This window comes from Kitasatospora sp. NPDC022856 (assembly GCF_055561235.1).
This window is the reverse complement of sequence record NZ_JBVHHE010000001.1, coordinates 612,028-624,624: the sequence shown is the minus strand read 5'-3', so window position 1 is coordinate 624,624 and position 12,597 is coordinate 612,028. Positions and strand designations below refer to the sequence as shown.

At 72.2% G+C, this 12,597-nt stretch carries 8 protein-coding genes; 6 read left to right on the top strand and 2 right to left on the bottom strand.

Going from position 1 to position 12,597, the window contains the following annotated elements; all coding sequences use genetic code 11:
• The first annotated feature begins 66 nt into the window (after positions 1-66).
• Entirely contained in the window at positions 67-2,727 is a 2,661-nt protein-coding gene (gene acnA / locus ACZ34W_RS02785; protein WP_465601052.1) for an aconitate hydratase AcnA, read from the top strand.
• 185 nt (positions 2,728-2,912) lie between these two features.
• Positions 2,913-4,220, top strand: a complete 1,308-nt coding sequence (locus tag ACZ34W_RS02780; protein WP_465601049.1) for a glycoside hydrolase family 18 protein — start codon at positions 2,913-2,915, stop codon at positions 4,218-4,220.
• A gap of 143 nt (positions 4,221-4,363) precedes the next feature.
• Here ACZ34W_RS02780 and pepN read toward each other — a convergent pair whose 3' ends face one another.
• Positions 4,364-6,937, bottom strand: a complete 2,574-nt coding sequence (pepN, locus tag ACZ34W_RS02775) for an aminopeptidase N (protein WP_465601046.1) — start codon at positions 6,935-6,937, stop codon at positions 4,364-4,366.
• Between the two features lie 220 nt (positions 6,938-7,157).
• Here pepN and ACZ34W_RS02770 point away from each other — a divergent pair, with 220 nt between their 5' ends.
• Positions 7,158-7,790: a mycothiol-dependent nitroreductase Rv2466c family protein gene (locus ACZ34W_RS02770; protein ID WP_380393711.1), complete on the top strand. Its 633-nt coding sequence runs from the start codon at positions 7,158-7,160 to the stop codon at positions 7,788-7,790.
• 103 nt (positions 7,791-7,893) lie between these two features.
• Here ACZ34W_RS02770 and ACZ34W_RS02765 read toward each other — a convergent pair whose 3' ends face one another.
• Positions 7,894-9,309 (bottom strand): amino acid permease, encoded by a 1,416-nt coding sequence (locus ACZ34W_RS02765; protein ID WP_352289200.1) that lies wholly within the window; start codon positions 9,307-9,309, stop codon positions 7,894-7,896.
• Between the two features lie 292 nt (positions 9,310-9,601).
• On the opposite strand from ACZ34W_RS02765, the gene ACZ34W_RS02760 reads away from it, so the two are divergent.
• The 3 genes from ACZ34W_RS02760 to ACZ34W_RS02750 all read left to right on the top strand — a co-directional run bounded on the left by ACZ34W_RS02760 (position 9,602) and on the right by ACZ34W_RS02750 (position 12,344).
• On the top strand, positions 9,602-10,216 hold the full coding sequence (locus ACZ34W_RS02760) for a biotin transporter BioY (protein ID WP_329487648.1): 615 nt from the start codon (positions 9,602-9,604) through the stop codon (positions 10,214-10,216).
• 98 nt (positions 10,217-10,314) lie between these two features.
• A complete protein-coding gene (locus tag ACZ34W_RS02755) occupies positions 10,315-10,800 on the top strand; it encodes a ribose-5-phosphate isomerase (RefSeq protein WP_329487647.1) in 486 nt (161 codons plus the stop codon).
• A 314-nt stretch (positions 10,801-11,114) separates the two neighbouring features.
• Positions 11,115-12,344 carry a PP2C family protein-serine/threonine phosphatase gene (locus ACZ34W_RS02750; RefSeq protein WP_352289197.1) on the top strand — a complete coding sequence of 410 codons (1,230 nt, stop codon included), beginning with the start codon at positions 11,115-11,117 and terminating at the stop codon, positions 12,342-12,344.
• The last annotated feature ends 253 nt before the right edge of the window (positions 12,345-12,597 follow it).

Here is a 12,597-nt window from a genome sequence, read left to right as displayed (position 1 = left end):
TAAGTAAGGCTGACCTTACCACCGTGGCGGCCGGATACCGCACGAAGCACCTAGAAGGAGTCAGTCGTGTCCGCGAACAGCTTCGACGCCCGCAGCTCGCTGCAGGTGGGCGACGAGTCGTACGAGATCTTCAAGCTCTCCGCCGTCGAGGGTTCCGAGCGGCTGCCCTACAGCCTCAAGGTGCTGCTGGAGAACCTGCTCCGCACGGAGGACGGCGCGAACATCACCGCCGACCACATCCGCGCGCTCGGCAACTGGGACGCCGACGCCCAGCCGAGCCAGGAGATCCAGTTCACTCCGGCCCGAGTGATCATGCAGGACTTCACCGGCGTGCCGTGCGTGGTCGACCTCGCCACCATGCGTGAGGCCGTCAAGGAGCTGGGCGGCGACCCGGCCAAGATCAACCCGCTGGCCCCGGCCGAGCTGGTCATCGACCACTCCGTCATCGCCGACAAGTTCGGCACCCCGGACGCCTTCGTCCAGAACGTCGAGATCGAGTACGGCCGCAACAAGGAGCGCTACCAGTTCCTGCGCTGGGGCCAGACCGCGTTCGACGAGTTCAAGGTCGTCCCGCCCGGCACCGGCATCGTCCACCAGGTGAACATCGAGCACCTGGCCCGCACCGTCATGGTCCGGGGCGGCCAGGCCTACCCCGACACCTGCGTCGGCACCGACTCGCACACCACCATGGTCAACGGCCTGGGCGTGCTGGGCTGGGGCGTCGGCGGCATCGAGGCCGAGGCCGCGATGCTCGGCCAGCCGGTCTCCATGCTGATCCCGCGCGTGGTCGGCTTCAAGCTCAACGGCCAGCTGCCGGCCGGCACCACCGCCACCGACCTGGTGCTCACCATCACCGAGATGCTGCGCAAGCACGGTGTGGTCGGCAAGTTCGTCGAGTTCTACGGCGAGGGCGTCACCGCGATCCCGCTGGCTAACCGCGCCACCATCGGCAACATGTCGCCGGAGTTCGGCTCGACCTGCGCGATCTTCCCGATCGACGCCGAGACCATCAACTACCTCAAGCTCACCGGCCGCAGCGAGCAGCAGCTCGCCCTGGTCGAGGCGTACGCCAAGGAGCAGGGCCTCTGGCACGACCCGTCGGTCGAGCCGGTCTACTCCGAGTACCTGGAGCTGGACGTCTCCACCGTCGTCCCGTCGATCTCCGGCCCGAAGCGCCCGCAGGACCGCGTGATCCTGGCCGAGGCCGCCGACAAGTTCGCCGAGGCGCTGCCGACCTACTCGGCCGAGGCCTCGAAGCCGACCGCGGTGACCGCCCCCGACGGTTCGACCTACGAGATCGACAACGGCGCGGTCGTGATCGCCTCGATCACCTCCTGCACCAACACCTCCAACCCCTCCGTCATGCTGGGCGCCGCCCTGCTGGCGAAGAAGGCCGTGGAGCGTGGCCTGACGGTCAAGCCGTGGGTCAAGACCACCCTGGCCCCCGGGTCCAAGGTCGTCATGGACTACTACGAGAAGGCCGGCCTGCTCCCGTACATGGAGAAGCTGGGCTTCAACCTGGTCGGCTACGGCTGCGTCACCTGCATCGGCAACTCGGGCCCGCTGCCCGAGGAGGTCTCGGCCGCGGTCAACGAGTCCGACCTGGCCGTCGTCTCGGTGCTCTCCGGCAACCGCAACTTCGAGGGCCGGATCAACCCCGACGTCAAGATGAACTACCTGGCCTCCCCGCCGCTGGTGGTCGCCTACGCCCTCGCGGGCAACATGAACGTCGACATCACCCGCGACGCGCTGGGCCAGGACGCCGACGGCAACGACGTCTTCCTCGCCGACATCTGGCCGTCGGAGCGGGAGGTCGCCGACACCGTCGCCGGCTCCATCGACGAGGCCATGTTCGACAAGGGCTACCAGGACGTCTTCGCCGGTGACCACCGCTGGCAGTCGCTCCCGGTCCCGACCGGCAACACCTTCGAGTGGGACGCCGAGTCCACCTACGTCCGCAAGCCCCCGTACTTCGAGGGCATGGCCAAGACCCCGAGCCCGGTGACCGACATCGCCGGCGCCCGCGTCCTGGCCAAGCTGGGCGACTCGGTCACCACCGACCACATCTCCCCGGCCGGCAACATCAAGCCGGGCACCCCGGCGGCGCAGTACCTGACCGCCAACGGTGTGGAGAAGCGCGACTTCAACTCGTACGGCTCGCGCCGCGGCAACCACGAGGTGATGATCCGCGGCACCTTCGCCAACATCCGCCTGCGCAACCAGACCGCGCCGGGCACCGAGGGCGGCTACACCCGCGACTTCACGCAGGCCGACGCGCCGGTGTCGTTCATCTACGACGCCTCGCAGAACTACCAGGCCGCCGGCATCCCGCTGGTCGTCCTGGCCGGCAAGGAGTACGGCTCGGGCTCGTCCCGTGACTGGGCCGCCAAGGGCACCGCGCTGCTGGGCGTGAAGGCCGTCATCGCCGAGTCCTACGAGCGCATCCACCGCTCCAACCTGATCGGCATGGGTGTCCTGCCGCTGCAGTTCCCGGAGGGCCAGAACGCCGAGTCCCTCGGTCTGACCGGCGAGGAGACCTTCTCCTTCACCGGCGTGACCGAGCTCAACGAGGGCCGCACCCCGGCCACCGTCAAGGTCAAGGCCGTCGGCGCGGACGGGAGCAGCAAGGAGTTCGACGCGGTCGTGCGCATCGACACCCCCGGCGAGGCGGACTACTACCGCAACGGCGGCATCCTGCAGTACGTGCTGCGCAGCCTGATCGGCTGAGCACCGCACGGGCGGCGGGGCTGAGCGAGGAAGAACGGCTCCGCCGGTAAAGAGGCAGTCAAGAGGCCGGATCGCGTCAACGCGGTCCGGCCTCTTGTATGTCCGGCCCGAATGGACTAAACCTCTGTTTCAGCTTGGTCCAGACCATTTGACGCTGAATCAGAGAAAGCCGCAGGTCTTCTCCCATGCGCATGATCAGTCGCACCGCCGCCCTCATCGCCGCGGCCACGGTGGCCGCCGCCCTCGCGGCCCCCACGGCCCAGGCCCACGACCGTGACCACGGCCCGAAGCTGAAGGGGCAGCGGGTCGGCTACTTCACCCAGTGGGGCGCCGACAGCTCCGCGAAGCGGGTGCAGGAGTCCGGTCAGGCCGAGAAGCTCACCGTCATCAACTACGCCTTCGGCAACGTCTCCGCCGAGGGCACCTGCTTCGAGTCCAACGAGGCCGGCCAGGGCGACGCCCTGAACGACTACCAGCGCCCGTTCTCCGCCGCCGACTCGGTGGACGGCGTCGCCGACCGCCCGGGCCAGAAGCTCAAGGGCCACTTCAACCAGCTGCGCAAGCTCAAGGCCGAGAACCCGCGGCTCAAGACGGTGATCTCACTCGGCGGGTGGAGCTGGTCCAAGTACTTCTCGGACGCCGCCGCCACCGAGGAGTCCCGCCGGAAGTTCGTCTCCTCCTGCGTCGACCTGTACATCAAGGGCAACCTGCCCCAGCTCGGCACCGCCGAGGGCGGCAAGGGCGTCGCGGCCGGCGTCTTCGACGGCATCGACCTCGACTGGGAGTACCCGGGCGGCGGCGGTGACGCCGGCAACGTGGTGCGCCCCGAGGACGGCCGCAACTTCACCCTGCTGGTGCAGGAGTTCCGTCGCCAGCTGGACCAGCTCAGCGGCCGCAGGGGGCCGCACTACCTGCTGACCGCGGCGGTGGCCGCCAACGAGACCGTCGCCGCCCGGCTGGACCTGCCGGCGCTCTCGCGCTCGATGGACTGGCTCAACCTGATGACCTACGACCTGCACGGTCCGTGGGAGGGCACCGGCCCGGCCGCCCACCACGCGAACCTGTACTCCGACCCCAAGGACCCGTCGCCGCTGCAGCGCAGTGCGGACAAGGCGGTCGACTACTACACCCAGCACGGCCTGCCGGGCTCCCAGACCGTGCTCGGCGTGCCGTTCTACGCCCACGGCTGGACCGGGGTGGCGGCCGGAAAGCAGGGCGGCCTGTACCAGCCGGCCACCGCGGCCACCGCCGACTTCACCTACAACGAGGTCTCCCGGCTGCCCGGCAAGGTCTACACCGACCGTGACCACGGCGCGTCCTGGAAGTACGACGGCACCAACTTCTACAGCTACGACAACGCCGAGGTGCTCACCCAGAAGGCCCGCTACACCCGGTGGAACGACCTGGCCGGGGTGATGGTCTGGTCGCTGGACGGCGACGACGCCGACGGCAGCGCGCTCGCCGCCCTGGACCGCGGCCTCCAGCGCGGCTGACCGCTCCCGACGCGGAGCCCCTGCACGCCGGCCTCCGACGCGGAACCCCCGACGCGGAACCCCCGGTACACCGGCCCCCCGACGCGGGAGCCCCTGCCGCGCGTGCGCGCGGCGGGGGCTCCCGGGGGACGGACCGCCGTGCCTCAGACGCCGTCGCAGGCCCGCGCCCGCAGGGCCCGGGCCAGGTCGTCCCGGCGCTCCAGCACCAGCCGGCGCAGCGCCGGCGCCGCCTCCGGGTGGCCGGCCAGCCAGGCGTCCGCCTCGGCCAGCGTCTCCTCGCCGACCTGGGCGTGCGGGAAGAAGCCGCCGACGATCCGCATCGCGATCTCGATGGTCCGCTCCGACCAGATCCGCTCCAGCAGCTTGAAGTACGGCGCCGCGTAGAGCGCGGTCAGGTCGCGGTGCGCGGGCAGCGCGAAGCCGGCGATGTTGGCCTCGACGAGCGCGTTGGGCAGCTCCTCCGAGTCGATCACGGCGGACCAGGCGGCGGCCTTGGCCTCCGGGGTCGGCCGGGCGGCCAGGCACTGGGTGTACTGGCGCTTGCCGCTCGCGGTGTTGTCGGCCGTCAGCTCCCCGGCCAGCTCCTCGTCCGAGGCCTGGCCGGCCGCGGCCAGCGCCAGCCAGAGCGCCCAGCGCAGCTCCTGGTCGACGTCCAGCCCGTCGATCCGGGCGGTGCCGGCCAGCAGGCCGCGGACCAGGCCCAGGTGCTCGGAGCCGTTCGCGGTCTGCGCCAGGAAGCGCGCCCAGGCCAGCTGGTGGTCGCTGCCGGGGGCCGCGGCGCGCAGCTCGCGCAGCGCGCCGTCGGCCAGCAGCCGGCCGCCCTCGCCGCGCCAGGCCGGGTCGGCGTAGAGGTCGACGGCGCCCTTGGCCTGGAGGTGCAGCGACTGCAGCACGCCGATGTTGGCCTCCCGCCCGGCGAAGCGCAGCACCAGGGCGATGTAGTCGCGGGCCGGCATCAGGCCGTCCCGGGTCAGGTTCCACACGGCGGACCAGGCGAGCGCCCGGGCCAGGTCGTCGTCGAGGTCGCCGAGGCCGGTGCGCAGCGTCTCCAGCGACTCGGCGTCGAAGCGGATCTTGCAGTAGGTCAGGTCGTCGTCGTTCAGCAGCACCAGGGCGGGCCGGGGCCGGCCGGCGGCCTCGGTGACGACGGTGCGGGCGCCGGTGACGTCCAGCTCGATCCGGTCGGTGCGCACCAGCGCGCCCTCGGCGTCCCGGTCGTAGAGGCCGACGGCGATCCGGTGCGGGCGCAGGGTGCTGCCGTTGCCGGCGTCCTGGAGGACGGCGAGCTCGGTGATCCGGCCCTCCGCGTCCACGGTGACCTGCGGGGTCAGCGAGTTGACGCCGGCGGTCTGCAGCCAGGCGGCGGCCCAGGACTTGAGGTCGCGGCCGCTGGTCTCCTCCAGGATGTCCAGCAGGTCGGCGAGTTCGGTGTTGCCGAAGGCGTGCCGCTTGAAGTAGCGGCGGGCGCCCTCGAAGAAGGCCTCCGAACCGACGTACGCCACCAGCTGCTTGAGCACCGAGGCACCCTTGGCGTAGGTGATGCCGTCGAAGTTGAGCTTGGCGTCCTCCAGGTCCCGGATGTCCGCGGTGATCGGGTGCGTGGTCGGGAACTGGTCCTGGCGGTAGGCCCAGGCCTTGCGCTGGTTGGCGAAGGTGATCCAGGCGGAGGAGTACCGGGTGCGGGCGCCGATCAGCGCGTAGGAGCCCATGAAGTCGGCGAAGGACTCCTTCAGCCACAGGTCGTCCCACCAGCGCATGGTGACCAGGTCGCCGAACCACATGTGCGCCATCTCGTGCAGGATGACGTTGGCCCGGCCCTCGTAGGCGGCGTCGGTGACCTTCGAGCGGAAGATGAACTCCTCGCGGAAGGTGACGCAGCCCGGGTTCTCCATCGCGCCGATGTTGTACTCGGGGACGAAGGACTGGTCGTACTTGCCGAAGGGGTACGGGTAGTCGAACTCCTCGTGGAAGAAGTCGAGTCCGAGCTTGGTGACGCCGAGGATCTCGTCGGAGTCGAAGTAGGGCGCGAGCGACTTGCGGCACAGCGCGGCGAGCGGGATCTCCAGGGCGGTGCCGTCGGCCAGCGTGCGGCTGTAGTGGTCGGTGGCCACGTGGTACGGGCCGGCGACGACGGCGGTGAGGTAGGTGGAGATCGGCTGCGTCGGCGCGAACCGCCAGGTGCGGGCGGCGCCGTCGTCGGTCACCTGCTCGTGCACGGCGTTGGACCGGACGTCCCAGGCGGCGGGCGCGGTGACGGTGAAGGAGAACGGGGCCTTCAGGTCGGGCTGCTCGAAGGTGGCGAACACCCGGCGGGCGTCGGCCGGCTCGTAGTGGGTGTAGAGGTAGGTCTCGCCGTCCACCGGGTCGGTGAAGCGGTGCAGGCCCTCGCCGGTGCGGCTGTACGCGCAGTCGGCGTCCACCACCAGGAGGTTCTCCGCGGCGAGGCCGTCGACGTGCACCCGGGCGCCGTCGAAGGCGGTGGCCGGGTCGAGCGCGCGGCCGTTCAGGGTGACCGCGCGGACGGCGCTCGCCAGCAGGTCGAGGAAGGTCGAGGCGCCCGGCTCGTCGCACCGGAAGGCGATCGTGGTGGTGGAGCGGAAGGTGGCGGCCGCCGGGTCGGGGGCCGAGGTCACGTCCAGCCGGACCTGGTAGCTGTCCACGGCCAGGATGCTGGCCCGCTGCTGGGCTTCGTCGCGGCTCAGGTTCTTGCCCGGCACGGCGGTACTCCTTTGTCCGGCTCGCACGGTGGTGCGGTCTCAACTGGTGCGGTGGGTGCTGCGCGTCGTGGTGCTGCGGGGCATCCTTTCACGCCGCCCGCGCCGGTACCATTGCACAAACCGGGGCGCCGGTACGGAATCAGCGGCGCCGCGCGGGCGTTCGGGATCGGGTGGGCCCCGTGCCGGGGACCGCCCCGCATCTCACCGAAGGACGACAGCCGTGACGACTGCCGCTGAGCGCAAGACCGCCGACTTCTGGTTCGACCCGGCCTGCCCGTGGGCCTGGATGACGTCCCGCTGGCTGATCGAGGTCCAGCAGCTGCGCCCGGTGGACGTGAACTGGCACGTGATGAGCCTGTCCGTGCTGAACGAGCACCGTGACCTCCCGCAGGACTACCGCGAGCTGCTGGACAGCGCCTGGGGTCCGGTCCGGGTCTGCATCGCCGCCGCCCAGCAGCACGGCGACGAGGTGCTCGGCCGGCTCTACACCGAGCTGGGCACGCGCTTCCACAACCAGGGCCTGCCCCGGACCCGCGAGACCGTCGAGGCGGCGCTGGTCGCGGCGGGCCTGCCGGCCGGGCTGGCGGACGCCGCCGACACGGACGCGTACGACGAGGCCCTGCGCGCCTCGCACAAGGAGGGCATCACCCTGGTCGGCGAGGACGTCGGCACCCCGGTGATCGCGGTCGAGGGCGCGGACGGCGAGCGGGTGGCCTTCTTCGGCCCGGTGGTCACCCCGGCCCCGCGCGGCGAGGCCGCCGCCCGGCTCTGGGACGGCACCCTGCTGGTCGCGTCGACCCCGGGCTTCTACGAGATCAAGCGCACCCGTACCGCGGGTCCGTCCTTCGAGTAGCGGACGGCCCGCCCGCACCGGCGGGCGCCACGCGCGAGGGCCCGGTACCGCCGAGGAGCGGTACCGGGCCCTCGCGCGCGCGGCGGGACCTGTCGGGCAAGCCCTAGCGGGCCGCTGCGGCGTCCCGGCGCTGCTTGAGCAGGCCGGCTCCGATCAGCAGCGCGACGAGCACGCCGGCCGCGTACAGCTGCTGCCGGTTGCCCTCGGTGGTGGTCATCAGCGCCAGGATGCCGACCACGGCGGCCATCGCCACCCAGGTCAGGTACGGGAAGCCCCACATCCGGACGGTGAGCAGCTCGGGCGTCTCGCGTTCCAGCCGGCGGCGCATCCGCAGCTGGACGACGCAGATGAAGAACCAGACCACCAGGATGGCGACGCCGGTGGTGTTCATCAGCCAGGTGAAGACGGTGTCGGGCCAGAACTTGGAGGCCAGCACGGCGCCGAAGCCGAACAGGCAGGAGGCGACCACGGCCAGTCGCGGCACCCCGCCGCTGACCCTGGCCAGCGCCTTCGGGCCCTGGCCGCGGGAGACCAGCGAGTACGCCATCCGGGAGGAGCCGTAGATGTTGGCGTTCATCGCGGAGAGCAGGGCGATCAGCACCACGGCCTCCATGATGGTGCCGGCGCCGGGCACGCCCAAGTGCTGCAGGACGGTCACGTAGGGGCCGTTCTCGACGACCGACGGGTCCTTCCAGGAGACCAGCGTGACGACCAGGGCCATCGAGCCGATGTAGAAGATCGCGATGCGCCAGACCGCCGTGCGCACCGCGTTGGCGACGTTGCGCTTGGGGTCGTCGGACTCGGCGGCGGCGATGGTGACGGTCTCCAGGCCTCCGTAGGCGAAGACCGAGGCGAGCAGGCCGACGATCAGGCCGCTGACGCCGGTGGGCAGGAAGCCGCCCTGGCCGGTGAGGTTGGTGGCGCCGGGAGCGCCGGGGCCGAGCACCCCGGTGACGCCCAGCGTGCCGATCACCAGGAAGGCGACGATCGCGGCGACCTTGATGGTGGCGAACCAGAACTCGAACTCGCCGAAGTTCTTCACCGCGGTGAGGTTGCTGGCGCAGAAGAAGACCATGAAGAGGCCGACCCAGACCCAGGCGGAGACGCCGGGGACCCAGCCGTTGACGATCTTGCCGGCGGCGGTGGCCTCGGCCGCGACGCCGCAGCAGAGCATCACCCAGTACATCCAGCCGGCGGTGATCCCGGCCCACGGGCCGATCTCCTTCTCGGCGTGCACCGAGAACGAGCCGGAGGCCGGGCGGGCCGCCGACATCTCGCCGAGCATCCGCATGATCAGCATGACCAGCAGGCCGGAGAGGGTGAACGCCAGGATGATGGCGGGTCCGGCCGCCGCGATGCCCGCCCCGGAGCCGACGAAGAGGCCGGCGCCGATGACCCCGCCGAGCGCGATCATCGAGAGGTGGCGCTGCTTCAGACCGTGCGAGAGCTGCTGCCCGCCGGCCGGTGCTTCGGCGGTGGAGGTCGTCCCGGGCGCCGTGGGCGCGGAGGTACGGGCCATGAGGTGGGAATCCAGACTGTTCGGAATGCGGTGCGAATTGCCCAATATCCGGGGGCACCGCTGTCCATGCCAAGAATGACGCGCCCGGGCTCACGATACGGACCGGATCGTGACGGTATTCGGCCGGATCGCTCACGGTCCGTGGCCGCGACGGGGACGGACCCGACAATCACGGCCGTCGGGGCTTTGTCCGGTTCCCTGACGGTGCCGGCGGCGATCACCACGTAGGTTCACAGGTGTTCACTCACCTGATCGTCCGATCGCCGACCGTCCCCGTGCGGAGGAAACCCCGATGGCCACTGCCACCACCCCGACTGCCACCACGTCGATACTGAGCCGCGGCGTCCTCGCCGACCTGCTGCCCGCCGCGTCCGGCCGGTTCGGCGCCCAGGCCCGCGACCTCGTCCTGGTGACCGGCGGCGCGGCCCTCACCGGTCTGGCCGCCCAGTTCTCGGTGACCGTCCACGGCTCCCCGGTGCCGGTCACCGGCCAGACCTTCGCCGCGCTGCTGGTCGGCACCGCGCTCGGCGCCCGCCGCGGGATCGCCTCGCTCGGCCTCTACCTGCTGGCCGGCATGGCGGGCCTGCCCTGGTTCGCCGAGGGCGCCTCCGGCTGGTCGATCCCCACCCTCGGCTACATGATCGGCTTCGTCCTGGCCGCCGCCCTCACCGGCGCGCTGGCCCGCCGGGGCGCCGACCGCACCCCGCTGAACACCGCCGCCACGATGGCGCTCGGCACCCTCGCCATCTACGCCGTCGGCGTGCCGTACCTCGCCTTCTCGCTGGGTGTCCCGCTGTCCCGCGCCGCCGAGCTCGGCCTCTACCCGTACCTGGTCGGCGACGCGCTGAAGGCCGTCCTCGCGGCCGGCGTCCTGCCGCTCGCCTGGAAGCTGCTCGGCAGGCGCTGACCGGTCCGCTCCCGGTCCGCTCCCGGGCCGGGCGCCCCGCGGGCCCGCTCGGCCGCCCCCTGCGCGGCCCGGGTGCACGCACGTGCCACACTCATGGCATGCGCGTGTACCTGGGCTCGGACCATGCCGGATACGAACTGAAGAACCACCTCGTGGAGTGGCTCAAGGAGGCCGGCCACGAGCCGGTCGACTGCGGGCCGCACATCTACGACGCGGCCGACGACTACCCCCCGTTCTGCCTGCGCGCCGCCGAGCGCACCGCGGCGGACCCGGAGGCGCTGGGCGTCGTGATCGGCGGTTCGGGCAACGGCGAGGCGATCGCCGCCAACAAGGTCAAGGGCGTCCGCGCGGCGCTGGCCTGGAGCGAGCAGACCGCCTCGCTCGGCCGCGAGCACAACAACGCCAACGTGATCTCCGTCGGCGGCCGGATGCACACCCAGGAGGAGGCGACCCGCTTCGTCGAGGTCTTCCTCAACACCCCGTACAGCGGCGACGCCCGGCACACCCGCCGGATCACGATGCTGAGCGAGTACGAGGTCACCGGCGAGCTCCCGCCGATCCCGGCCCACCACCCGCAGGGCTGATCCACCCCGTCGACCACCTCCACCGGCCGGCCGCGCTCCCCAGCGCGGCCGGCCGGCGCGTCTGCGGGCCCGCGCGCCGTCCTGTGTGATCGGCCACAGCGCCCGCCCCGCCCGTCCGGCGCGCCGACGGCGCCGCGCCCGGCGCGCGGGTGCGGCCCGCACGGTTCGTACGCCCAACCGGCGTACGCCTCCTGACGCAGCGGCCGACGCCCGCCGCGATCGGCCGAAACCCACTGACGCGCCGGCGCCACGGCGGCGCCGCCCGCGCCCGGGCCGTCGACGCCGACCCGTACCGGTGGATATGGTCGGTCCCCATGGCTGGCAGACCGCCGGGCGAAACGCCCCAGACGACTGCGACGAGGCCCGGCGCCGCCACGGCGCCCGACCCCGTGACGGCCCGGTTGCGCAAGAAGCTCCGCCGGGTCCGCCGAAGGCTGCGCACCGCCGGTGTCGACTACTTCCGCGGCGGCGCCGCCGACTGGCCGGTGCTCTGCGTGCTGGCCCTGCTCGTCCCGCTGCTGATCCTGCTCAACATCTGGATCCCCGCCTGGGTCCCGCCCACCTCTCTGGTCCTGCCGATCCTGGCCGCCGCCCTGCTGCTGCGCCCCGGCAGCCTGGTGGTGCTCTACGCGCTGGCCGCGCTCGGCCTCTCCGCCGAGTCCGTGATCCACACCGGCCAGCGGGTCGCCAGCGCCGATCCGGACGCCTACACCTACGGAGTCACCCCCGGCGCCGCCCTGGTGGTCGGCGCGGCCGGGGTCGGCGGCCTGCTGCTGGCCCAGTTCCGCAGCCGGGTCGGCGTCCCCTGGTGGGGCGGTTCCACGATGCTCTTCGACCTGCGCGAGCGGCTGCGGGTGCAGAGCCGCGTCCCGGAGCTGCCGGACGGCTGGCACGCCGACATGGCGCTGCGCCCGGCCGGCGGGCAGTCCTTCTCCGGGGACTTCGTGGTCGCCGCCCGGACCGGCCCCGCCCAGCGGGTGCTGGAGGTGGTCCTGGCGGACGTCTCGGGCAAGGGCATGGACGCCGGTTCGCGGGCCCTGCTGCTCTCCGGCGCCTTCGGCGGCCTGGTCGGCTCGCTGCCCGCGCACGACTTCCTGCCCGCCGCCAACGGCTACCTGCTCCGCCAGTCCTGGGAGGAGGGCTTCGCCACCGCCGTCCACCTGGTCCTCGACCTGGACACGGGGGAGTACGAGCTCCTCTCGGCGGGCCACCTGCCCGGGATGCAGCGGCTCGCGGGCGCCGGGCGCTGGGAGATCAAGGAGACCACCGAGGGTCCGCTGCTCGGCATCTACGACGGTGCCAAGTTCGAGGGCGTGCGGGGCCGGCTCAACCGCGGCGACGTCCTGATGCTCTGCACCGACGGCATGGTCGAGGCGCCCGGCCGGGACCTCTCGGACGGGATGGACCGGCTGATGGGCGAGGCCGACCGGCTGGTCCCCGGCGGCGGTCCCGGCGCCGGCGCGGGCGCCGCCGCCCGGCTGATCGAGACGGTCGCCCGGGACATCAACGACGACCGCGCCGTCCTGCTGCTCTGGCGCGACTGACCGCGCGCGTCCCCGCCGGCCCGGCCCGGGGAGGCCCTGACCGGGCCGGTTCCCCCTGACGGGCGGGCGGGCGGTTCCCGGGCACATGCCGCGGGCAGCTGCTGTCAAGCCTGGGAGCTGATCTTCGGCCATTTCCGACCCGCCGTCACCGGAGCGGACCAGCTCGTTCCGGTCCGGCCCGCCGACCGTTTCCCGGCCGCTCAGCGGCGCCCCACCGACGATTCGTCAGAACGGCTCCGCTATCGTCTCGGTC

What these genes read in the sequence shown, in the direction of transcription:
- ACZ34W_RS02780 (WP_465601049.1), top strand. Translation starts at nt 2,913, where the DNA reads ATGCGCATGATCAGTCGCACCGCCGCCCTCATCGCCGCGGCCACGGTG.
- ACZ34W_RS02765 (WP_352289200.1), bottom strand. Translation starts at nt 9,309, where the DNA reads ATGGCCCGTACCTCCGCGCCCACGGCGCCCGGGACGACCTCCACCGCC.
- ACZ34W_RS02760 (WP_329487648.1), top strand. Translation starts at nt 9,602, where the DNA reads ATGGCCACTGCCACCACCCCGACTGCCACCACGTCGATACTGAGCCGC.
- ACZ34W_RS02755 (WP_329487647.1), top strand. Translation starts at nt 10,315, where the DNA reads ATGCGCGTGTACCTGGGCTCGGACCATGCCGGATACGAACTGAAGAAC.
- ACZ34W_RS02750 (WP_352289197.1), top strand. Translation starts at nt 11,115, where the DNA reads ATGGCTGGCAGACCGCCGGGCGAAACGCCCCAGACGACTGCGACGAGG.